General features: G+C 52.8%; 15 protein-coding genes. 6 read left to right on the top strand and 9 right to left on the bottom strand.

Annotation, left to right across the window (positions count from 1 at the left end; all coding sequences use genetic code 11):
* Positions 1 to 23: 23 nt before the first annotated feature.
* From SH467x_RS01485 to SH467x_RS01475, 3 genes are all read right to left on the bottom strand, one after another.
* Entirely contained in the window at positions 24 to 1,664 is a 1,641-nt protein-coding gene (locus tag SH467x_RS01485; protein WP_482369547.1) for a hypothetical protein, read from the bottom strand.
* Between the two features lie 118 nt (positions 1,665 to 1,782).
* On the bottom strand, positions 1,783 to 3,030 hold the full coding sequence (locus SH467x_RS01480) for a glycosyltransferase (RefSeq protein WP_482369546.1): 1,248 nt from the start codon (positions 3,028 to 3,030) through the stop codon (positions 1,783 to 1,785).
* 111 nt (positions 3,031 to 3,141) lie between these two features.
* Positions 3,142 to 4,590 (bottom strand): TlpA family protein disulfide reductase, encoded by a 1,449-nt coding sequence (locus tag SH467x_RS01475; RefSeq protein WP_482369545.1) that lies wholly within the window; start codon positions 4,588 to 4,590, stop codon positions 3,142 to 3,144.
* Between the two features lie 216 nt (positions 4,591 to 4,806).
* Between SH467x_RS01475 and SH467x_RS01470 the strand changes: the two genes are divergently transcribed.
* The 4 genes from SH467x_RS01470 to SH467x_RS01455 all read left to right on the top strand — a co-directional run bounded on the left by SH467x_RS01470 (position 4,807) and on the right by SH467x_RS01455 (position 8,996).
* Positions 4,807 to 5,460, top strand: coding sequence for a CPBP family intramembrane glutamic endopeptidase (locus SH467x_RS01470; RefSeq protein WP_482369544.1), 654 nt, complete (start codon positions 4,807 to 4,809; stop codon positions 5,458 to 5,460).
* Positions 5,461 to 5,528: 68 nt separating this feature from the next.
* Complete coding sequence (locus tag SH467x_RS01465) at positions 5,529 to 6,233, top strand: hypothetical protein (RefSeq protein ID WP_482369543.1); 705 nt, start codon at positions 5,529 to 5,531, stop codon at positions 6,231 to 6,233.
* Positions 6,234 to 6,249: 16 nt separating this feature from the next.
* Positions 6,250 to 7,170 (top strand): formylmethanofuran dehydrogenase subunit C, encoded by a 921-nt coding sequence (locus SH467x_RS01460; protein ID WP_482369542.1) that lies wholly within the window; start codon positions 6,250 to 6,252, stop codon positions 7,168 to 7,170.
* Between the two features lie 260 nt (positions 7,171 to 7,430).
* On the top strand, positions 7,431 to 8,996 hold the full coding sequence (locus SH467x_RS01455) for a methyltransferase regulatory domain-containing protein (RefSeq protein WP_482369541.1): 1,566 nt from the start codon (positions 7,431 to 7,433) through the stop codon (positions 8,994 to 8,996).
* Here the strand turns inward: SH467x_RS01455 and SH467x_RS01450 are convergent.
* Complete coding sequence (locus tag SH467x_RS01450) at positions 8,946 to 12,224, bottom strand: type VI secretion system tube protein Hcp (RefSeq protein ID WP_482369540.1); 3,279 nt, start codon at positions 12,222 to 12,224, stop codon at positions 8,946 to 8,948. The genes SH467x_RS01455 and SH467x_RS01450 overlap by 51 nt on opposite strands.
* A 362-nt stretch (positions 12,225 to 12,586) precedes the next feature.
* Between SH467x_RS01450 and SH467x_RS01445 the strand changes: the two genes are divergently transcribed.
* Entirely contained in the window at positions 12,587 to 13,366 is a 780-nt protein-coding gene (locus SH467x_RS01445) for a YkgJ family cysteine cluster protein (protein WP_482369539.1), read from the top strand.
* Between the two features lie 257 nt (positions 13,367 to 13,623).
* Here SH467x_RS01445 and SH467x_RS01440 read toward each other — a convergent pair whose 3' ends face one another.
* The 5 genes from SH467x_RS01440 to SH467x_RS01420 form a co-directional block, all read right to left on the bottom strand.
* Entirely contained in the window at positions 13,624 to 13,845 is a 222-nt protein-coding gene (locus SH467x_RS01440) for a hypothetical protein (RefSeq protein WP_482369538.1), read from the bottom strand.
* Between the two features lie 39 nt (positions 13,846 to 13,884).
* Positions 13,885 to 15,171, bottom strand: a complete 1,287-nt coding sequence (locus SH467x_RS01435) for a DUF1501 domain-containing protein (RefSeq protein WP_482369537.1) — start codon at positions 15,169 to 15,171, stop codon at positions 13,885 to 13,887.
* 11 nt (positions 15,172 to 15,182) lie between these two features.
* Positions 15,183 to 17,537 carry a hypothetical protein gene (locus tag SH467x_RS01430; RefSeq protein WP_482369536.1) on the bottom strand — a complete coding sequence of 785 codons (2,355 nt, stop codon included), beginning with the start codon at positions 17,535 to 17,537 and terminating at the stop codon, positions 15,183 to 15,185.
* A gap of 183 nt (positions 17,538 to 17,720) precedes the next feature.
* A complete protein-coding gene (locus tag SH467x_RS01425; protein ID WP_482369535.1) occupies positions 17,721 to 19,427 on the bottom strand; it encodes an HDOD domain-containing protein in 1,707 nt (568 codons plus the stop codon).
* An 87-nt stretch (positions 19,428 to 19,514) separates the two neighbouring features.
* The gene (locus SH467x_RS01420) at positions 19,515 to 19,925 is read right to left on the bottom strand and encodes an Hpt domain-containing protein (protein WP_482369534.1); all 411 of its coding nucleotides are present in this window, start codon (positions 19,923 to 19,925) and stop codon (positions 19,515 to 19,517) included.
* Between the two features lie 402 nt (positions 19,926 to 20,327).
* Between SH467x_RS01420 and SH467x_RS01415 the strand changes: the two genes are divergently transcribed.
* Positions 20,328 to 22,709 (top strand): response regulator, encoded by a 2,382-nt coding sequence (locus tag SH467x_RS01415; protein ID WP_482369533.1) that lies wholly within the window; start codon positions 20,328 to 20,330, stop codon positions 22,707 to 22,709.
* The last annotated feature ends 174 nt before the right edge of the window (positions 22,710 to 22,883 follow it).

The following is a 22,883-nucleotide window of genomic DNA, read 5'->3' as shown; positions in this document are numbered from 1 at the left end:
GAGTCCAATCAACAAAAAGTCGACTAATGGGAGGACACAAATCTCTCGTAGGTGTATGACAACTCCGTTGTCGTGCCAGGTTGGAGTTCGATGTTCCATTCTATCGCGCCAGCTCGTTCGACCAATCGAAGCTTCTCCGAATCGATGCGAATAGAGCCTTTGTCGCTGGCTTCCAAGGGTCTCCCCTGAACTGACTTGCTAATTCGGATCTTCACGGGTTTCGATTCAAAGCTTTTAAGCTGAAGCGTCCCTTTCAATGTAACGAGATCCAGGAACGAGTGAGGCTGCGGTTCATGCGCTTTGAGTTTGCGATCGATCTCGGATTCTTGTATCGATTTTGCGATGTTGATCGCTGTTGTCACGGTCAACTCCCCTTTCGCTTGAACGGGGGTGTAACGGAGAACATCTTCGCTGAGGGGTTGAATACCTGAGAGGGCCAGGCAGGGGCCGGTCGTCCAAGGAGTCTCGGTGGAATTGTCCAAAACCAATCGATGCACCAGATCGGAGTTCGGGGGTTCGCTACTGCTTCCCCCCGGACCGGGTGTCCACGCATATTGGTGCCCGTATACGATCCGCTTGGACATCAATGTGATCACGGCGCGTTCGCCTTGTCGCACCGTTACATTCTTTTTGCTGTAGACGCTGTAGTCTCCAGCTCCGGCTGCGTCCGACGGGGGGAGCGCACCGAGCAACTCGCGGAAGGTCTCCTGCGGCGCACTGCTCGCGGGCATGGCCGGCCCTCTGCCGTTCCCGAAGTCATTGGCGATGACGGCGCGATTCATCACTTGAGACATGTTTTGCAGCGGAATGCCTGGCGTTGGAATCGCAGAGCCGATACTTCGCAGGACTTGTCCGATGGCAACCGGGGAAAGCATCTCAGAATGGACAAAGTGCGGAACCCCCACGACAAAGTGCACGTCGCAATCGATCAAGTCTTCTGCTTCATTGACCAACGTGCCTCGCAAGGTTAGCTCGGCTGTCGTTTCGTCGATAATCTTCAAGGTGTACTCCGGAATCCAGACAATACCGCTCCGAAGATAGGCCATGTTTAAGGCGACACGACGGGCCACCGCCCCTCCTTCTTCGACCGCGTGAAATCGAAGCGGAAGATCCACACGCTGAAGGGCTTCGATGTCTTCGATCGGAATGGCTGCAGCTCCACTTGGTTGCTCGATCACCGCGTATCCACCACTGAGGGCTTTTAGTATTCCCACGGTCTCTTGTTGTTGAGCAACCGAACGATGCACCAGCTTGACCTTCATCGAAAGCGACGCCTCTAGAACCTCCTTTCGCCGCGGTTCCCGTTCAGTCGATGCCATTTTGTTGAATTCGATCAGTTCCCCTTTGCCTACTCCAACAACATCCACCAGCTGCTCGGGGCGGGCGGAGTAAATTGCCAAAGTGCCAAACGCTGCTGGCGGTACATCGCTCGCATGTCCCCAACCGTCTTGAAGTTGGACTTCTCCCTCTCGAGTGAAGAATCCAAATCCATTTTTGAAAACCGACACGGACTTGGTTTTCGGTTTCCAAACGTAGGGATTCTCCTCTCCTGGTTTGGACTCTTCTGCTTGAATGAAACAGGGGGAGCCGAACCCAAAGAAGCAAAAGCAAACGACCGCCATGGAGACTGCCACGCGGCGTAAGGTGACCGATGCGATTTTCATAACGACGATCCTGGTTGGTAGAAACGGAACGCGGGAACTCCATCGTTCGCCGACTCGTTCCATCCTACGAATCAACCCGCATTCGTCCGTAACAGCCTTGTAACAAGCCCGGAGCGGGTTACTGGCAGGCCAGCGTCCATTCCCGATCGTCGCATAATAGGCGTGCCATGTCGCGAAGGCCTCGGCCCTTGTCCATACGAGAGGCCGACTCTTGACAACGAACCGGAACTGCTGGATCGCGCAGCAAAGTCTGCAGTGTGGCGATCAATCGATCCGTTCGAAAGCGATTCGGTGGGAGTGAAGAAGCCACGCCTAGTCGTTCTAATCTTTCGGCATTATCGAACTGGTCATGCGCTAGCGGCATGATAACTTGAGGGATCGACGCTAACAAAGCTTGTGAAGCGGATCCAATTCCCCCGTGGTGAACAAACGCGGCCGCTCGTGGTAGTAGCTGATCTAACGCAACATAGGGAACCCAAAGAATGGATTCAGGCAAAGGGGAAGGTATTTGCTCGCGATACTCGGTGAGAAAGATCGCTCGCTTTTTCATACGTTCCATCGCTTCCATCGCGACGCGGAAAAAAGTAGCCCCATGCCGGTTGGCAGAGCCAGGTGTGAAGAGGATCGGTGCATCGACTTGTTCCAGAAAACGTTGCAGCTCGTCGGATAATGGTTGGTCGCTGGCATGATTCCAAAGAGGGAAGTCGGTTTGAAGGCAAGGTTGCGGCCAATCTCTTTGCGGAGGTGCATACCAATCGGGAAACAGGCACAGTATTCCACGCGACGAATTCCAAGCTCGCGTGAGATGCCGGATCGGGGGCAATCCAAGGCTGGTTCGCCAAGGATTGAGAAACGGGCAGGCTGTTCGATCCAGGACAAGCCGTTCGCCAATGCGAAAGAGGAGTCGCCTCATCCATTTGGGGCCATGTAGATTCGGCATTTTGGGAGGGTTCAGATCGCTCCACAAAACAGCGGGCTGAAGATGGAGGGTGTAGACGGGGAAGTTGAACTTCTCCATCGCGGCCAGCCCACCAAAGCCGAAACAGTTGACAATGCCAATCGCACTCTCTTCCTGGCTCGCACGCTCAAAAAATTCATACTGTGGCAGGATGAAAGGCTTTAAGTTTTCGAAAAGGTATCCGAACGATCGCCGCGGATGCCATAAATCGGGATGCGATGCGATCCGGCGATAATCCTCTTCGGTGCCGATCGGGTGAAATGAAATGCCATTTTCCCGGATTCGCGACTCGAAGTGCGGGTTGGTTGCAAGTGTGACTTGCGCACCCCTCCGTTGCAGCTCGACGGCCAATCCGAGCATCGGGAATACATCCCCCGAGCTGCCAAATGGAGATAAAAAGAAGTGCATATTACCTAGGATGAGAAAAAGCCAGTTCCGGCGTGTCGTCGAACAATGCAACGGCTGCCGGAAGCTGGCTTGCGCTGATCGATCCAATTCGGACGATCGAAATCCCTCTCGCTAAAGTTTTAGAAGCTCTTTGATTTTCGCTTCGATTCGAGCGGCCGATTGCGGGCCGGATCCGATTTGAATGAGCTGAACCTTTCCGTCTTGATCTAACACAGCGACGTGAGGGATGCCGGTAACTCCGTAGTTGTTGGACATCTCGCTGTCTTTCGGAGTGACCATGGTGCGATGCAGCAACTCGTGGGATTTGACGAACTTGTCGAGCATCACCAGCTCATCTTCGAGGGTAACGCTCGAGGGATCCATGGCTCGCTTTGCCTTATCGGTTTCTTCGTCCCAGACGTATCCATATTCATGGGTCACGCCGATGATAACCAATCCTTTCTCCGAGTACTCTTCATGCCACTTGATAAGCTCTGGGAAGGTGGCGATGCAGGGGCCGCACCAAACAGCCCAAAAGTCTAGCAAGACGACTTTGCCCTTGAGTTCTTCTTGACTGATCGCCTCTCCATTCACCCATTTCATTGGATCGAATGCCGGGGCTGCTTTGCCGATCATTTCCTTCTGCTTCAGCGCCGCTTCGATGGTGCGTTCGATCCGTTTGAGCGAGGTCACGCTGGTGGTGGCCGGTTTCTCAAGCGATTCGTCGCTTGCAGCAACGTCTTCCAGTGACTTGATCGCTTTCTTAAGCAACTCGCCGGCGACTTCCGGGGTGTCTCGAGATATCGAACTGATCAAGGATCCGTAGGTGTTGGTAAACGCAGTGATCGATTCCGCGGAGGGAGATTCAACGAGCAACTTCTCTGCCAGTCCCATCGCTTTGGTTTGCATCGCTTCGCGCTCCGCTTCGGGCAGGAAGCTGAGAGAGCCTACCATGGTGCTGAGCAACGTCGAGGGAAGGAGCTTGGTATCCGGTGCTTCCTTCAGGAACGTTTCCAAGCGAGCGACGGTTGTGTTCATCACCTTCGCTGCTTCTTCATTTTTTCCGCTCTGTCGAAGCGTGGTCGCCAAGGTGCGCTGCAGCGTCGTATAGGTTTGAACACCTTTTTTGAAGAACTCAGGAGTATCCACCAAAGCTAAGGTTGCTTTGGCTTCGTTGATCGCGTCTTCGGAGGATCCAAACTGCGAGATGACGGGCAGTGCAAAGTTTGCAATGCCTACGAGTTCCGGCATGCGATCGGGATCTTCGATCGCAGCTTTGCGAGTCGCATCCAGCATCGCTTTAGCTTCCGCTGCAGCATCGATACCTTCCGGAGCACCGGCTCGGAGGGAAGCAAGCCACTGAAGCTTCAGCGTCCGTAGCGCCGGCAACTTCGGTTGAGTCGCTTCCAGTTCTTTGATCGCTTTCGACGCCTCGGCGAACTCTTTTTTCTGAATCAATTCCATCACAGCTCGGGCAGGATCCGACTTCTCGGATTCTTGGGCCGCGGAAATGGTTGGAGAGGAGAAAACAATCGTTGCACCCAAAAGAGTAGATGCAAGCCAACCACGCAACGTAATCATGGGATAACCCTAGTGGAACAGAAATGGAGTGTGGGCAAACAGTCCCCAATGTACGCCGGTCCGAGGTGCGGAAGCAAGAACCGGAACCGAAATTCCCTAGATCGATTCTTCGACGGTTGGTCTTCGCTACGCCTCAACGGGGTTCTATGCCTCGTCGTCGACTCCGAGTACCATGGTTTGGCACAGTCGTTCGCAGTAGCGAAACGAACATTTTCAATGGCTTTCCCCCGTGTTGCCTCCATCCGTCTATCCTTTTCTCCCCAAAAGATGGTCAAAGACAGTCACATTTTTTGGGCTTCTCTCTTTGAGCTAACCCTTGGGCTCTTCGCCGTATCACTGGGATATTGGCTTGGCTCTCCTCCCCATGAGCACATGCCCAAACTGGGTGAAGGGGCTCGATTGCTGCAAGGCTTTGGGTGGGGGGTGTTGCTGGGGGGAGCAATGACCGGCGCTGTCCTGTTTTTGGAGAAGTTGAACTACGATTGGCTGAAGAAGGCCTCGGAGATGGGGGAGAGGCATTTGAAAGACCTGCTCGCCGGTGCGGGGCTTCTTCATATCATCGCATTGTCGCTGGCTGCAGGGGTGGGGGAAGAGTTGTTGTTTCGCGGTTGGTTGCAGGGCTGGCTCGAGAATCTTTTTCAAGATTGGGGCACAACAGGATCCTTGATCGCAATCGGTATCGCCGCTTTTTTCTTTGGCTTGGCGCATCCCTTGTCCAAGGGCTATATCGCTTTGGCTACCCTTTTGGGGTTTGCACTCGGGCTGAGCTTCTATTGGAGTAGAAACCTTTTTGTTCCAATCATCGCCCACGCTGCCTACGATACTTTTCTGATGATTCATTTCAAAAGCCAACAAGCGCAGCGAACATAACAGCGAGCACAACGAGCAGGGCGGAAATGGATGGTTCGCAACAAGTGTGGCAACAGAGAGTTATTGACATGGGAATAGCAGAAAAACTAGGGGATCCGACGTGGCTGTTCGATTTTGGATTTCCTGTTTCCCGTTTCGACGTCACGCTCAGTAAAACAGGACTGCTCGACGATTTAACTTGGGAGCTAGGAGATAGATACGAACTGCCGCAACTTGCAGCGCTTTCTGATCCTGCGATACCAATGCGACTTTGGGCTGCTTGGCACGAACGCGGTCTCTTTTTTCAAATGGAGATGCCGGACCAGCAATCTACAAATCCGAATCCAACATCCACATCCAGTTCAGGCGATAGCCGACCTCGTTTCGACATCTATCGCATTTATCTGAACACGAGACATGCACCTGGCATACAACGGGGTAATGCCTACTGCATGCTCTATTTAGGGCACTCGTCTCCACCGACAAAGGACCAGTCCGTTCAGTCCATATCGTTTCGCATTACGAGCGTTTCAAGGTCCAAAGATCAACCTCCTTCGATTGGCAATCAAGCGGGGTGTGGGGAAGCCGCCCTAATCGACGGGAAGGTGATTCGTTCCAAAGTTTTCATTCCTGTATTAGGCCTCCATGGTTATAGCCCTATCGAGTTTCCTGACTTGTCGATTCACTTCAGTTGCCATCCCGCGAAGGGCAACGAACAACACTTTTCGCGCAGCTCCCGCATGCCGGTTCATGAGAACCCAAGCCTTTGGGCTCATGCCAAACTTATCGACTAAAAGCCGCAGCTAAACCATGTCAGTACTTTTGGAATGGACGACGCCGAACCCGCCTTGGGTCGACTTTCAAAACCTGTCGTTCGACGCGTTGGCAACCTCCGATCTTGAGAGGGCTGGCTCGTTCCGCGTTACGGTCGAAGGCAAATCGATACCGCTTGGGGATCTTGTCAATATCTCCAAGCTGGAATCACCGGAAGGAGACGTTGAACTACCGATCGTGATGGCTCGCGGGAACTTTTCTCACGCACTTCGGATGGGAACCCGATTGCAGCATAGCTGTTTGATCATCGATGGGAACGCGGGAGACGGGACCGGCAATCAGTTGAACGGCGGTGCAATCTATGTTTTGGGCGATGCAGGGAACTTCGTCGCGGAGGACATGAAGCGTGGTACGCTCTGCGTCTTTGGCAATTGTGGAGACCGTCTTGCTGGTCCTTCCTCGGGGCGGCTCAAGGGGATGGAAGGTGGCGATCTATTAGTCTATGGTTCGGTGGGTAATCGCGCGTGCGAGCGGATGCGGAGAGGCACTGTATTCGTCGCAGGAAGCATCGGTGCATACGCTTGTCATCAAATGGTCGCTGGAACGGTTATCTGTCTAGGAGAGGTCGGTGCGTCCTGTTGTTATGGAATGAGGCGAGGGACGCTGATTGCAAGACGTTTGCAAGAAATGGTGCAAAGTTCAGACTCGGTAGGTGTACCGACACCATCACTTCAAAACATGTTTACCAATCCCAAACCGTTCGAATTGAGTTTTCTGCCACTCCTTTGGAAGCACTTGCAATCGGTTGAAAGCCGAGTGCAATGTGATTTGGCACAGTGGGGATTCCAGGGGCAGTGCCGTCTCGAAGTACCCAATACAAGGTGGGTGCATCGCATGCTGGGAGATCTACAAGTGGAAGGGAGAGGTGAAATCCTCCTGCCAATCTCAGCTTCCTAGTTCGAGAGCCAGCCGCAGAATTTCTCCCCACTGTTCATCGTTGCGATTCCGCCTTGGGCGGGGTTATTCTGGGGCGGGTTTGTCGTGGGTGGGTTTGTCGTGGACGGGTTTATCGTGGGACGGGTTTATCGTGGGACGGGTTTATCGTGGGATGGTCAACCCACCGACGCATTGAGCTGCCCCGATTTCGGTTATGCTTATTGGTTGGAACAGATGAGACGATCCCTCGGCTTACCTAGGTTGGAGTTGAGAATTCGCATATGCCATTCGCGAACAGTTACGACGAGCTCCCTTATTCGTGTCACCCAGTGCAGGACACGCATCCTGATAATTTAGCCTGCAGAGCGAAATTATATGGACTTCATCCTCCCGCGGTCGAATCCGCTCGAATACTCGAGTTAGGGTGTGGCAATGGAACGAATCTGCTGTCTCTCGCACAGATCCTTCCGAATGCGACCCTTGTTGGAATCGACTACGCGGAACGGCAAATCGAAGAGGGGCGAGCGATTGCAGAAACCGTTGGATTAAGCAACGTCCATTTACTTTCAAAATCCTTCGCGGACTTGCCCGATGATTTAGGGCAGTTCGATTACATCCTTTGCCATGGAGTCTATTCCTGGGTGTCGCCCGTTTTGCAGCGATTGATTCTTGAGACGACAAAAAAGCATCTTGTTGCAAACGGTGTTGCCTATGTGAGCTACAACACCTTTCCAGGCTGGCACCTTCGAGGACTGGTACGAGAAATGTTGTGCTACCAAGCTACCGATACGGGGAATCCGCACGACCAAGTCAATCGCGCGCGACGGTTTCTCGATTTTTTGATTAGCCACACCCCCGAATCGAACAATCTGTACGCAAAGATCCTCGAACGCGAGCGAGATATTCTGAACCGTACGCCAGATACGTATCTGTTTCACGAGCATCTCGAAGAAATGAATCAGCCGGTTTACTTTCACGAGTTCATGGCACGGGCTGCATCGCACGGATTGCAGTATTTGACCGAAGCGGGAGATCGACCCGAAGAATCCAGTTTCTCCGATGACTTGAGAGCGGAGCTTCATCGCATGTCGCGCGACCGGATCGATTACGAACAACGAATCGACTTTTTGATGAACGGAACGTTTCGGAAAACGCTCCTGTGTCACGCTGGCCAACAAATCCTCTCGGAACCCTCACAGATGCACATTCGACAGATGCGCATTCGCGGTTTCTCTCGGCGGCTTGATTCCACCGAGTCGCTTGACAGCGAGCGGCCCGAATCATTCGAAGGGATGCGTGGGGAGAGTTTGACAACAAGCCATCCGCTGCTCAAATCCGCTTTGGTAGAGTTGGCGGAAGTTTGGCCAAACTCGATGGCTTTTGACGAGTTGCACGCTAGGGCGTTAGCGCGATTGAAGCGAACGGATAATGCTGTTCAAAAACTGAAAGATGTCGAGTTCCTCACGCATGCTCTCTTGCGATGCTACCGCACGGACCTTGTCGAGCTTCACGAGTTCGAGCCGGAAAAGGCAAGGGGTTTCAGCCCAACGCCTCTTGCTTCGCCGTTAGCCAGATGGCAAGCGGGTCGGAATGAGCCTGTGGTCAATCGCATGCATCAAGTGATCGAACTAAACGAATTCGAGTCGTTCGTACTCAGTCAGCTTGATGGAAAGAATGAGTTACCTCAACTTGTGGAAATCATGGTGAACCGAGTTCTCCATGGAGAAGTGAATCTCTTTCAGAAAGGCGAACCTGTGAAGGATCCTGACATCATTCGCCAGGTTGTGGAGCTTTCGCTATCGAAAGCTCTTGAAAAATTCATGAACGGTAGCCTCCTCGTTCGTTGATGCTTCATCATTCGCACTCGGAGTGGACGGTTCTCCGAACGCATCCGAGGGGGACTCAATCGGAAAAGCAGCGTAGACGAGATCGGTGACTTTAGGTGCAAGCAATTGTTCCGATTGTGCATAGAAGTTGTCTACGGTGGAATCGGACTGGCGGCTTTCCTGGCGATCGAACGTAGCTAATTGGGGACGCCCCGCAGTAGGTGAATACCAATCCCAAGTGACACCAGTGGTACGGAGCCTCGTAGCGACTTGGGGTGATCCGCCCCCTGCTGAAGAAATCGAGTAGCTAGAAACGAGAATGTCGGTGAGCTTGTATTTCAAATAGGGATCTTGTCGCCCTTCCCCGAGAACGATTTCCAATAGCGCCCCACCCTGTGGACGTCGCGCCCCCATCAAGCTCATCAGGGAAGGAGAATTGCGATCGACTAAACTTTCGAACTCAAATGGGCTCCATTGCAGTTCGCCCAATTCCCGTTCCTTCGTGTCTTCGACTCGGCGTGACGCGCCCCAGCTAAACTGCTCCAAGGGGATCCAGTGCTTGTGGTCCCTGGTAACAGAATCGGACGAGATCGCGTCGAGTTTCAAGAAATACGAACTCTTGGCGGGGGAAGGAGTCGTTTGAATGAGGAGATCGGTGCTCGGATCAATGGCAACCCTTCCAGGTAACTCCGACACGTCGAACGAGCCTTGAGTTTTTGTCGCGACTCCCGAGTCCGACTGCGAGCTAAATTGCCCCTTCAAAGTGCCGAAGTTTAGCGAGAACTCCTCGAGAGGGAGCGAATCGACTTGACCACTGGACCGGTATGAAGAAACCAGGAGGTCTTCCATTTGCCATTTCAGATATTCTTGAGGCCGCTCGGATGATTTTCTTACCATGAGCACGGCCTTGGAAAAATGTTTGCCTTGGGCAAGTGCTCGGAAGACGTCAGGGCTACTCGCATCCGTGGGGCGAACAAAGTGGAAGTCTTGCATAGATACCTTGCCGCCGCTGCCTCCAGTCGTTGGATGATTCGACATACCCCAACTAAAGGACTCGATACTGATGCTCCCTTTGTGTTGAGAGTCAGACGATTCTCCTTTGATTCCATCTATTTCTAGCAGGTAATCGACCGCTGATGCCGGTGCCTCTGTCACATCGAGCAATTCCTCTCCTGCGACGAAAGTGTCACGCGGTCGTACTGAGATTGCCTGTTCGTTCTTTGTCGATGCACCCGTTGGGTCTTGGACGCCGCGATGTGTTATGCGAATGTCATCAAACTGAAGTCCAACTTCCTCAATCGGCTGTGTATGGTTAAGAGCCCTCACCGCGTAGTGACTTACGTCAGCACCATTCAGCTCCCATTTGATGAACTCCGAATCGCCTCCGGACTTGCGAACGAACAAGACCGCTTTGGCGATATGTTTCCCACGAGCCGACGCGTCGGCGATCGCATTTACCAAAAGCGGGGACAGTGAGTTAGTCGGCGTGACGAAGTGAAAATCTTGAAATGCCACTTTTCCTGACCGGTCGACAACTCTGCCGGTGCCTGATTGGCTCAACCCCCAACTAAAGGACAATATCTCGATTTCCCCTTTATGCTTGGAGTTGCTCGTTTCACCCTTGATGCCATCGATCTCGAGAAATGCGTCGAAGCCAGCCTTGGTTGTCCCTTCGTTGCTTACAAGAAAAACTGGGTCTTCGTCCATCGTCCTGGCGGAAGCTGGAACCGTCCACGCAACGCTAGTCGGGCGTGAGTCCACTTTAGTCCCAGACACAGGCTGGTAATCGAACTTGATCTTGGTGAAGTTCAGAGAGTAGCGATCGCTTGGAGCGGAATTGTTTTGTGACGAGACGCTGTAGCTTGAAACCAGGACGTTTTCCAATTCAATCTTCAAGTATTCTCGGGTCGATTCGCCGGACTTGCGTACCGAGAGCGTCGCGAGCTTGATGTGTTCTCCCTTCGCAACGCTTTGCATCAATGACGGAGAGGCCTTGCTGACCGTTGAAACAAAGTGGAAATCTTGCAGACTTACCTTACCGCTCGAGCCTGTGCCTCCCGATTGGCTTAGTCCCCAACTAAAGGATTCAATTTGGATGGAGCCTTTGTGTTTCGCATCCGCAGATTCCCCTTTGATTCCATCAATCTCTAAGAGAAAGTCTCCACCCGCTCTCTCGGGAGTTGTGCGGTCCATCAACGTTTGCGACGGAGCCGTGTCGTCTTGAACTGCCGCACGCAGATTCGTCGTAATCGTCTGGCTTCTTTCACCCGTTACCCCGGGAAGCGAAACCATTTGATTCATGGACTTGAACGAGAAAGTGAATTCTTCCAGTGTTTCGGATGACGAATCACCAGCGGTTCGGTAAGAAGTCACCAGAATGTCGGTCAGCTTGATCTTAAGGAACTCATGCCCTTGCGGTTGACGTACGATCAAAACGGCCTGAGGAATATGCTTGCCGGTTGCAACGGATTGAAGAATCGTCGGAGAAGCTTTGCTAACACTCGTGACGAAATGCATGTCTTGCATGCTCACTGCATCCGTTGGATTCCTCTGGCCCGAAGCCTGGAATCCCCAGCTGAAAGACTCGATGGAAATTCCATCTCGAACACCGGTATCGGAAACCTCACCTTTGATGCCATCGATTTGGAGAAACGCGTCGGATTGATCGAGATTGCTCGACGCGACACTATCGAGCAACGCAGCCGGCGGTTTGAATTTGATCGGGTTTTTGGGAACACCAAGCGATCGAGTCACCGAGTCGCGAACCGCGCCGTCTGGGCTGATGGTCGAAAAGGTTTGCTCCAATTTCGAAAACTGGATTGAGACTTCCTCTTTGGGTTTCTCCTCGTTCAAACTACGCGTATAGATCGAGGATATCATAACATCCTGAAGCTCAATCTTCAGATAACTTTGCCCGTCGGAGCCTGCGTTGCGGACATGCAATGAGGCTTTGGGGAAGTGCTTTCCCTGAGCAACCGATTGGGCTAGCTGAGGGGATGCTTTGCCGAAGCTGGATACAAATCGAAACTCATCCGACGTAAGCTCCGCGACAGGAGCTCTCCCTGGAGATGTCGTCGGGTTTTGACCTCCCCAGCTGAAGGAATCCAGTTCGATTGCGTAGGGCAATTTGGCGTCGGAGGACTCCCCTTTGATGCCTTCGATTTCCAAAAGAAAATCGGATGCGAGCATTTGCCGGGCTTCTAATCGCTCCACCCAAAAATGACGACGAGGGTACGTAGAAGACTTCATGGCCCGACTCCTGATAAAAATACTCGCCATGGGGGCATCCAAAAAATCGTGTCTTGCCCCGCCTATGTTGTATAACCTAGCGTTGATGGCGGATTACACGCAATCAACTGCCATTAGAAAATAAAAAATTCGTCGGAAAAACGGTTCGGAGTCACAGGGGCCCATCACTTGGGAAGTGGCGATGGGGGAGGTTTCTCGCCAGGACGCAAAGCCGCACAGGAGGGGAGGTTTCTCGCCAAGGCGCAGAGTCGCAAAGGAGGAAAGGGAGGGAGCGATGAGCAATCGGAAGGAACAATCGAAGGCACCCACCTTTCGGATCGATGTTTCGGGTCAAATTTCTGTTCAAACAAGTGAGCCAAACGATGCTAGACGCTTCACCACCCCGAGTTCAGCTATCGATGAGCATCGGTGGACGTCGGATCGAAGTGGATGCCCCATCTCCCCCTCCTCTGTCTCGCCTGGATGAAGTTCTCCCTCTCTGCCGTGAAGTGGTCGAAGGTGAAATCGAACTTGCCACGCGGCAAGTCGCTTCGATGGGCCTGGAAGTATCCTGTCGCCAAGGTTGCGCTGCATGCTGCAAATCGCAACCGGTGCCGGTAACACCGCCAGAGGCATTCGCCTTAGCGAAATGGGTCGCCGAACTTGAACCCACTCAGAGGGACGCAGTCCGCGAGCGATTTAGACAAAGAGTACAAGTCTTGGCGGATGCGGGGCTGGTGGACGTCTATTTCCAAGATCGCTCGTCGCTAAGTCGGGATGACGCTCGTCAGGTGACAAATCGTTACTTCCAGCTTCGACTGGAATGCCCATTTCTTATCGACGATGCTTGTAGCGTCTACACGCAGCGTCCCTTCGTTTGTAGGCAATACCTCGTCACTTCAGATCCGGACCATTGCGAAGCGCCGCTGGAACGTCCTGTTTCTGTAGTCCCCATGCATCTCAAGGCCGCCAGCGCTTTTCTAAAGCTGTCGAGCCTGTGTTTGGGGAAATCACAATACACCATTCCGCTCATCCTCGCTCTCGAATACGTCGAGCGTTTCGGGGAGGGGTTAGAAGATAAATTTGAATCGGAGATGCTCTTCCGTACGTGGCTAGAACTGGTCAGTTCAAACGAGTGTGAACCACCGGCCTTGGACAAGTAACCAAGAATGCTCGTTTCCCACTACCTTATTCTGGCGTGGCGTCGATGCCAGCAGCTCAGTAGGAACCCATCTCAGTTTCAGGTACCCAAGGATTAAGGGGGAGTGGTCTGGGGAGGTTTCTCGCTACGGCGCGAAGGCGCCAAGGTGAATGGAGGGGCGAGATGGGAGATCTCTCGCTTCGTCTGCACGATACATGGGCTCTATGGGAAGCCAAAAATCGGTTGTATGTCGGATGGCACGTCTGAAAGCGACGTGTTTCATTCCGAATGAATTCGATCGAAAAGTAACCTCGCAACAAAAGCCGCAGGGAATCCAGCAAGACAACCACCGACTAAAAACCCCAACCAGTAGTTCAGAATCTCGCTATTGGGAGTCTTGCCCGGCTGGAACATTCCCAAAACGATCATGATCTTCCCAGCTAAGAACACGCCCGCCATGAAGGCGAGTCCGCCTGCGGATCCAACAACTCGCGTACGCATTCGTCTCGTGTGCATATCCATCCAGTTTTTCGACATGCTTTAGCCCCAGAAGCCTTGTAGTTGTTCTTCCCGCTTCACTCCTAGTGGGAATCGCTCGCAATGTGGATGGGAGTGGATACCAGCGTATTGTCGCAACGCTTGATGAATGTGCTCCGGGCGGATCCGAAGGCCCTTTTCTTGGTCCAACGACAATCTGTGCGGATCTAAGGGAATCGCAAACTGCCTGTCATCGGTTGCGCCGATGACGCGGTTCCCCTTTATGCCTGGCCCGATGAAAAGAATAGAACCGATGGACCAATGGTCCTTCCCATTTCCTTGATTGTAGGTCGGCGTGCGACCCATTTCGCTTTGAGCGATGAGCACTATTTTTTCTCGAATTTGCAACTCCTCCGCGCGATGCAAAACATACGCAATCCCTTCCAAAAACTCCGGAATCAACTTCATTTGATCTTCATCGTTGTTTGCGTGACTGTCGAACTGACCAATCGACAGATTCGCCGAAACGCAAACACCTGCTTTGAACGATGCTAAAGCGATTTCGGCTTGCTGAGCCAGTCTCTGTTTAGGGAGATCTTTAGGAATGTGAGGCGTAACGCGAGCGAGTGCTTTCGAGTTGACTTGGGCGGCGTAGAGCATGTTTTCCGCTCGTTGTTGCCGCGGAAGGATGGGCTGCGCCATTCGGGCGCCGTGCTGTTCGGCTAGCGCCCTCTCGATCCGATCGAGAGCGAAGTCGGCGTGGTACGGTGATCGTGTGTTGCCATCGATCGCATCCGCATTGGCAATGCGCTGCAATGAAGGGAGGTAGGGAACTCGAGACATTGCGACCAGATTGCCTGTCGCCGAATAATTTCCGAAGGTTAAAAACGAGAGCGGGCAATCGGGACCTTGGCAGGCAGCCACCAATGCCGCAAAGGTGGGATAGGCCAAGCTATCCAATTTTCCCGTTGCCATATATCGAGAGCAGGGGGAGTGATTATTGACCGAATAGTCCAATCCATTGAAAGCGAGTAACTCGCTTCCGAACTCGGAGTAGAATTCCTCGTTGCTAAGACCTCCCTTTTTATGCTTCGCAGAAGGTGCAAAGCGGTGTTCACCTTGCGTAAGGATATCCCCTTGCGCGTAGAGTCGATTGATTCCATCCACTCCTTTGGGATCCATCAAGTAGGTCGTGTCCCACCCGCCGGATGCGTTGAACACGAGGTAATAAGGTCCCTCGTACGCAGGCAAATCTTCCCGCCCTTCGGCTTGAATAGGACGAGGTGACCGCATCGGGGTAGCTAGACCAAGTCCCGCTATCGCGCACCACTTGAGAAAATCACGACGCATGTTTTCCAACTTCACTCATAGAGAAACTCTTGACGCCGCAGCAGGTAGGTAACCACAGCACGCCAAGCACGCACGGTGTAATGGGGATCGGGAACTGGCTTCTCCAGCCCTTGACGGCAACTCCATATTTCTTGCTGTTCCATCGGCCCCTGCGCGCGAGCATCCTCGATCACACCGAGGAACAACGCATAGGTGCGTGAAACATCCGACGAATCGATTTCCTCGCGGCGGCCCAAGATTCGTTCATGCAAACGGACGATGGTGCGACGAATCCGAAGATCCGATTCAGGAGAGGATGCAGGAACTATATCCGGCTCCATGTCTGAAAAAAGAATCCGATCCTGGGGTGAACGACTGAAATCCAACGCGACATTGCGACACGCCACGTCGTTGGCAAGGGTCCTTTGGATGGCTCCCATGGCACCGCTCGGGTCGGTCGCTCGTTCCGTGACCTCTTTCGAATCAATACCGCCATAGAGCATGGCCGTTTGTTCGTTCAGACGTCCCCAAGGCCGACCGAAAACAGCCTCGATCTTTCGTTCCAATTGTTCCGGGGATAACAGCCGGACCACACCCAAGTCGTCTAGTTCGGCGAGTCTGTCAGGCGAAAGTTCGAGCGTTGCAAGACCATCGGCGCGATAGGTATTGGACAGTACCCAATCGAGAAGAAGCTGTCGGAATTGGAATCCTGTTTCGGTAAAACGACCAGCAATGGATTGGACTACTTTACGCTGTTCTTGGTAGGCGCGGCGACGCGATGGGTAATGGGGATCGTCGATATCCTTGGGTGGCTGTAGCAACCGTCGGCCTGTCAACACATAGTAAGCATGCTCGGTCATGGCGATGGCAAACCTTGGATCGTTCACCGTTTTTTCTCCCAGCCAAGCCAGGGCTCGCCATCGCTCTTGTTCCGGTAGGCTTTCTCCTTCGAAACCGGCTTCGAACATATCGTTGAACCAACCTTCCTTGCGACGACCGTAGATGGCAAAGTTGGCATCAAATCGCCAGTAGTCTTGAAACAAACCGGCGACGGGGTCGAGAGTCTTGTGGCACACCACGCACTCGGGGGCTTGCCTGGTCGGAATTTTGAATTCCGCTGTCGCTGCTGCCGCATCGGATCCGCGTGCGGCGAGATCCAGCACGTCAATACCGAGGAAGTGCAGATAGAACATCCGAGCCCTCAGGCGATTGCGATTGGTTTCGGTTGTTGGGTATCGGCTGAGATATTGGAAAGTGCTCAAGATCCCTGCATGAGGATAGTTGCCGGACGCGGATTCCTGATTCTCGGACTTATTGCGTCCGACCAACGCACGAAGCTTGACAGGGATGTATTCGAAGGGATCGTTGGGGTCAACAAATCGGTCCTTCACTTCATCAAAAATTCCGTAGCCTCGAGCTGAGTACGGTGAAACCATCATATAGTCCGCAGTAACAATCTCGGTGAAGGGACGATTGTTTCGTAGGATATGCTCGATGAGCTTCATGGGTTCGCCGAGCAAGGCCGCGCGGTAGTCATTGGCCAGCTTGTAACCAGCTTTCTCACGCTCCTTGGCATCTGCAATATGGCTTAGATCATGCTTCTGATACCAAAGACGTGTCTTTTCAAAATGCTCGTAAGAGAGGACGGTGGAGTCTGCGTTCCCATCAATTCCTTCGGTGAGAAAGATGTCGTTGAACGCCTCGTTGATACGTTGGTAAAAGGATTCCTCTCGCATAACCACTTCGAGAATTCCTGGCAGGGCCGCGACTCCTTGCTCGTCGACAGTCGCGAATTCTTCGTCGGTCGGCAATCTGCCGGCTAGCGACAGCACAGCGCGACGAAGCAAGCGGCGATCATCCAGCATCGCAACTCCGTCGTAGAAGGGGCGTTGTTCGATTGCGCCCTCCATTAGCGAAGGGAGATGTGAGTCGGAAACGTTCGCCAGGCGCCAGAACTGCTCGAGAATTCGATAGCCCGATGAATCGCGGGGGAGAACACGGTCTCCTCCATGTTCTAATTCGCCAACAACCTTTGCGAGGAGTAGCGACTGATCTCCTGATTTCCAGCGGGCTGCTTGTTCCAAGGCTTGGCGGTTGAGGCAAAGCCATTCACTGCTTTCCCTTGGCGTCGAGAGTCGGATATCGCGAAGAATGAATCGGGACTTTTCTGCGTCTCCCCCGGATCGGTGGCATTGCAAACAGGTTGCTTCCAGTACTTTCGGCCAGACTTCGTCCTCGAAGTATCGCTCGATTCGTGGCTTGACTTGGGTTGCTGGACAAGGAAGGTCATCGGCATAGATCGCTTGAGCGTTTGACAGCAGCACCAGTAAAGCCGGTACGGCGACGATCCAAAAAAACTTGGGCGGAAAGGGACATCGAAGTGTCATCGAGTTTCACCGGACCAGGTGAAGTCACTGGACTTCGTGGAGGGAAGGGGAGTCTGGGGGGCGGACGCTCCTTGTCATGGTATCGAAGCGATGCGCGGTTCGCAATTCAGCGGTAGCTGCGGGTCCACTTCGGTCTCTTCGCCTTGCGAAGTCTAATGTTTTGCGAAGTCTAATGGGGATGGATCAGTCGGAGGCTTCCTTCTCGCTCGTGGTCCGGCGTTGGAAGGCCTGTTGCAAAGAGCGGAAGCTCGCCGGTAATAGCAACGTGGTTCCAGCCGGAAGCCATTCCTCCGTTGGACGCTGATCGCTCACGACGCACCAACCTGCTTTTGCGTTCATCGCCCACTCGGAAATGGGGGGCGATACCGACGAATGCAAACAGTTGATGAGGATTCTTCCCTTCGTCGATTGGTTCACGTTATCGACTTGGTGGAAATCAACACCTGTACGAGAAAGGAAATCGGATAGGAAGTCGAATTCCTGGTTCTGCCAGCGGTAATAAGGAATGGAACTGGATGGGGCAGGATCGGTCGTGGGGGAGGGCGCGACGGTCTCGCCCGCCGTCGCCGAGGTGGATTCGAGTTTGCCGCGAATTTCATCCAGGATCGCCTGGGGATGAAAAATGTTGAGTTCTCGAAGCAGTTGAGGCGAAGGGAAGTCGATCGTTTCCCATGGCATCCAGTTTCCCAGCGCCATCTCGGCGAAGAAAATGATCGATTTCATGAGAAGAACGTCCGACTTGATCGTCCTGGGTAGGGTTGAGATCGATCGGAACGAAAGGTCCGCGTATTGGAGAGGTAAGAGCAATTCATTCGGTACTCCCCAGTGCGAGAGGACAATGGCCGTCGCGACCGCTGGTTGGCGTGGAAAGACTTCGCTTTCCAAACTGCTTAGAGATCGGGTCGAACTCTGGCACTTCGCGACCAAGCTCTCGTAGAGGGGGCCGTACGCAGTAGCGACAACGAAGTGTCGGAGGTGGTACATGAGCGCGCAAAAGGGAACGGCATCATCCTTGGATGCTTCGCTCTTGTTCCGAAGGATCGCCTCGATAGCAAGGTTTGTTGCGATGCTGCGTTTCCTGGCCAGGTCTTTATCGAGCCATGGCAGCACGAGCTCCGTCATGCTTTCCAACGCACAGACCGCGACCGCGATGTCGCCAATTCTCTTCGTCCCGACGTGTGCGATCGCTTCATTTAAATCACGGAATTGTCGACCTGTTCGGTTGTACGCCTTGCTGTTTGCAAGCCGTAGCAACTCAGCGGTTAACACGGCATCATTGGACACGATCTGATTGACCAAGCGCAAGTCACATTGGTTCTCGCGAACACACTTGAGCAGTTCCAATGCGGAATTGGAAACAGGGAGGATATGCGCGATCTCCCCAAGCCGTTTGTCGAATTCATCCATGCTGATAGCGGTGGAGTTGGCTCCTCCTGATGAATGCAGAGATTGTGATTCCAAAGGCTCATTGGAATCCGTGTTGTCCGATGCGTCGACATCCTGCCCCTTACGTTTGTGCCGGCAAACCAATCCTTTCATCTTCGCTGCAAAAGCAAAGTAGTTCGTGGGCTTATAAATAATGTCGTCCACACCACGAAGAATGAGATCCTTGGTTAAACGTGGTTCATCTACGTTGGAGTGAACGACGATCAAGGGGCGATAGGTCGACGTCGATAGAATATCGACGGCGAGCGCGTGCCCATGTTTGTTTGGCATAAGGAGATCGGTAACGACCAAATCGAAGCTTTGATCGCGAACCTTATAGATTGCCTCGTTTCCATCGATGGCGGTTTCGCACAAAAATCCTTCGTTCGTAAGGGCCATGGTTACGGCCCGGCGCGCTACAGGTTCGTCATCGACGATAAGGGCACGAAGCGGTGCGTCTTCCACAATTGGTTACTCGGGTGTAGGAGAGAGGGGCATCGAATACGGCATCAAACAATGACAGATGGAACCGTTGAGTGAATGGAACGCAAGTTAATTCGGACCGGAGAGAGTGCCTTGTCCGATCGCTCGAATGTGAGGGATCTGTTCCAGGCACTTCGATAGTTCCAAGTGAAGTTCTTCGATCAAGAATTTGACGCGATCCAGATTGCCGTCGGACGATCCTTCTTCCATTTCCGCTGCGATTCTTGCCAAATGCTCGGCACCGATGATGGCCGCTGCCCCTTTCAACGAGTGTGCGGATTCCCCTACGGCGGAAAGGTTGTGGACAGCCGCATGGGATCGAATCGTTTCGAGATGGCTTTCGGCTGAGTCTTCCAGCTCCTGCAGAAGTGCAAGCGAGAAGGCCATGTTTCCTTGACTGTGCTTTGACAGGATTTCCAAATTGATGGCCGTTCGGTCATCCGCATTGGGAAGGTCATGATGATTTGCGGTGGATTGCATGGCGTTGTGCAGCATGATCGGGTGGGTACCTTGAGCATAACACGAAAGTTTCGGATTCTAGCCGGTGGAATGTAGGTCGCTTGAAAGCGGCCTTTCGTATCGACCTCCTGAAAAGTTCAAGCAGGAGTATTTTACGAGGCCGATTATTCCATCTGTCAGGTTTGAAATGGCCAGGAAAGGGATGCATATGTGTCCACCCACACGATGGAAAATGTTAAGGTCGAGATCCGCAGGGCGCATCGTCGAAACAGAGCGTCATCCACTGGTTGTACTCGATTCCTGTGGTAGCATTGAATCCTTCAGGTTCCCCTTTCGCCTTGTTACCCGATCTAGGAACGGTAACCGTTTCAGTATAGTTGTGATCGGGAATCGGGTCCGAAGAGTTTGGACAGGCAGAACTCGATGATGAATATCCTTCTAGTTGAAGATAGCCCTACAGACGCTTTGCTAATGCGAGAAGCGATTGATTTGGACCGGAATCATTTGATTCATGTTGAGCGTTTGGAGCGGGCACTGGCAGTGGTCGCTGAGAGGCCTATAGACGTCATTCTCTTGGACCTTGGCCTGCCCGATTCTCAAGGGCTTTCGACACTTCAGCGAATTCAACAGGAAGCTCCATCGATTCCCGTCGTCGTTCTCGCAGCGAAGGCGGACGAGCGACTCGCCTTGGAAGCTGTTTCACATGGCGCGCAGGAGTATCTCGTCAAGAATCAACTGGATGCGGAGATACTCGACCGCGCACTCCGTTATTCGGTAGAGCGCAAAAGGACGTCCGACTCCCTCCGCCAAAGCGAGGCTCGGTTGACCGAAGCGGTTCGCATCGCCCGATTAGGATATTGGACACGGGACTTGAAGACCGGGCGACTTGATTGGTCGGACCTGCTTCATGAAATGTTCGGGGTTGATCCCGCCACGTTCCAAAACACTTTTTCATCCTACTTGAAGTGTCTTCATCCGGAAGATCGAGATCGAGTGCGTGATACGATTTTGAAAGCCATTGCGAAGCTTGAGCCATTCGATCATATGTATCGAATCATTCAGCCGAGCGGCATTCGCTTCATTCACGAGACTGGCCGAGTCTATGTCGAGAAAAATGGAATTCCAGTTCGTATTTCTGGCACAGCAAGAGATGTTACCGAACAGTTTAAGACTGAAGAGGCATTGCGTGAAAGCGAGCGATTTGCGCGTTCAGCCCTCGATGCCCTTTCGTCGCACGTCGTGATACTGGATGAAAATGGCATGATCCTGGCGACCAACAAATCATGGAGAGAGTTCGCCAAACAAAACGGTGGCGATCCAGCGAAAGTGGGTGTCGGAACGAACTATATGAAGTCTTGCCAAGCCAGCGCGTCTCGTCCGCTCGAAGCTGCCAGTACGATCAACGCGGCGATTCGGGATATTGTTGCGGGTAAACGGACGGAATTCTCCTTGGAATACGAGTGCCATTCCCCCACGGAACAAAGATGGTTTGTTTGCCGGCTTTCGAGATTTAGCGGTCCGGGGGCGGTGAGAGTGGTCGTCGCGCATGAAAACATCACGAGCATTCGGCGTGCCGAGATGATGAAGCAAGCGATGGAGGAAGCGGAAAGAACGAGTCAAGCCAAGAGCGAATTCTTGGCAACCATGAGTCATGAGTTGCGGACTCCTCTCAATGGAATACTCGGGATGAATGAACTGTTGCAGGCAACCCAACTGACGGAGCAACAACGCGAGTATGTCGATGCTAGTACAAGTAGCGGAAAGACACTTCTGAGTTTGATCAATGACATACTCGATATATCGAAAATCGAAGCGGGTAAAATCGAATTGGATTGGAGTGCATGCCATTTAGACAAGCTAATTCGCGACACAATGGGGGTTTTTCACATTGAGGCAAAGAAGAAAGGGATTGATTTTGCATGCAAGATCGCACCGGAATTGGGTCGCGCGGTTCGTTGCGACGAGACACGCTTTCGGCAGGTGCTAATCAATCTCATCGGAAATGCTTTCAAGTTCACCAGTAAGGGAAGTGTGAGAGTGGAAGCGGAATGTGTTCCGATCGAGTCCGATCGATTGACCGTTCGGCTATCGGTTATTGATACAGGGATTGGAATCTCGAACGACAGAATTTCCCATGTTTTTTCTCCGTTCACCCAAGCTGACCAGTCGACGACTCGCAGGTATGGCGGAACAGGACTGGGACTCTCTATTTCTCAGCGTCTTACGGAATTGATGGGTGGGAAAATGGGAGTATCAAGTCGCTTAGGTGTGGGTTCCACGTTCTGGGTACAAATACCATTTGATATCTTGGAAGAAGAGCGACTCAACGCAACGGATGCCATTCCAGGTACGTTGGATCGAACGATCGCACCGATTGAACCTCGCGAATTTAAGTTAATAGGCTTGCAAAAGAATGGTCCGTCGCCACACATCTTGGTAGCAGAGGATAACAAGATTAATCAATTGTATGTGACGGAGCTTTTGCGCCTTTCCGGTTTCACGTGCGATGTGGTAGCAAGTGGAGATGAAGCGCTGTCCTCGGTTCAAAAGGGGCAATACGACCTTGTTCTTATGGACTGCCAAATGCCAGAGATGGACGGATTTTCGGCAACGAGAGAAATACGTCGAAGGGAACAGGCTGGAGAGCTCTTTGGCAGGCTTCCCATCATCGCACTCACTGCGAATGCGGTAAAAGGTGACCGTGAGCGTTGCCTAGACGCTGGGATGGATGATTATCTTAGCAAACCGATCGAAGGGCATGAATTGGTACGGGTTCTTGAAAAGCACCTGGTGAAAGCACCTTAACGGTATTGCGGACCTTGGTATTGCGGACCGCGACGTTGTGGAGAGCGACGTTGTGGAGAGCGACGTTGTGGTGTGATCATCCATCCAAGCAATCGATTGCAACCAAGCGGGTCCTGGGCTACCATGAATTCTCTCGAAACGCGGCGGCGTTTCGTAGTCCCTGCTTCGCAGTCC

The sequence above is a fragment of the Brakhagea slesvicensis genome, from assembly GCF_052161625.1.
In the GTDB taxonomy this organism is placed as follows: Bacteria; Planctomycetota; Planctomycetia; order Pirellulales; family Pirellulaceae; genus JBKCUI01.
This window is presented reverse-complemented; position numbering and strand designations above follow the sequence as displayed.

Excerpts from the sequence above, each read along its gene's own strand:
- SH467x_RS01485 (WP_482369547.1), bottom strand. The coding sequence starts at position 1,664 with ATGAAAATCGCATCGGTCACCTTACGCCGCGTGGCAGTCTCCATGGCG.
- SH467x_RS01480 (WP_482369546.1), bottom strand. The coding sequence starts at position 3,030 with ATGCACTTCTTTTTATCTCCATTTGGCAGCTCGGGGGATGTATTCCCG.
- SH467x_RS01475 (WP_482369545.1), bottom strand. The coding sequence starts at position 4,590 with ATGATTACGTTGCGTGGTTGGCTTGCATCTACTCTTTTGGGTGCAACG.
- SH467x_RS01470 (WP_482369544.1), top strand. The coding sequence starts at position 4,807 with ATGGCTTTCCCCCGTGTTGCCTCCATCCGTCTATCCTTTTCTCCCCAA.
- SH467x_RS01465 (WP_482369543.1), top strand. The coding sequence starts at position 5,529 with ATGGGAATAGCAGAAAAACTAGGGGATCCGACGTGGCTGTTCGATTTT.
- SH467x_RS01460 (WP_482369542.1), top strand. The coding sequence starts at position 6,250 with ATGTCAGTACTTTTGGAATGGACGACGCCGAACCCGCCTTGGGTCGAC.
- SH467x_RS01455 (WP_482369541.1), top strand. The coding sequence starts at position 7,431 with ATGCCATTCGCGAACAGTTACGACGAGCTCCCTTATTCGTGTCACCCA.
- SH467x_RS01450 (WP_482369540.1), bottom strand. The coding sequence starts at position 12,224 with ATGAAGTCTTCTACGTACCCTCGTCGTCATTTTTGGGTGGAGCGATTA.
- SH467x_RS01445 (WP_482369539.1), top strand. The coding sequence starts at position 12,587 with ATGCTAGACGCTTCACCACCCCGAGTTCAGCTATCGATGAGCATCGGT.
- SH467x_RS01440 (WP_482369538.1), bottom strand. The coding sequence starts at position 13,845 with ATGCGTACGCGAGTTGTTGGATCCGCAGGCGGACTCGCCTTCATGGCG.
- SH467x_RS01435 (WP_482369537.1), bottom strand. The coding sequence starts at position 15,171 with ATGCGTCGTGATTTTCTCAAGTGGTGCGCGATAGCGGGACTTGGTCTA.
- SH467x_RS01430 (WP_482369536.1), bottom strand. The coding sequence starts at position 17,537 with ATGACACTTCGATGTCCCTTTCCGCCCAAGTTTTTTTGGATCGTCGCC.
- SH467x_RS01420 (WP_482369534.1), bottom strand. The coding sequence starts at position 19,925 with ATGCAATCCACCGCAAATCATCATGACCTTCCCAATGCGGATGACCGA.
- SH467x_RS01415 (WP_482369533.1), top strand. The coding sequence starts at position 20,328 with ATGATGAATATCCTTCTAGTTGAAGATAGCCCTACAGACGCTTTGCTA.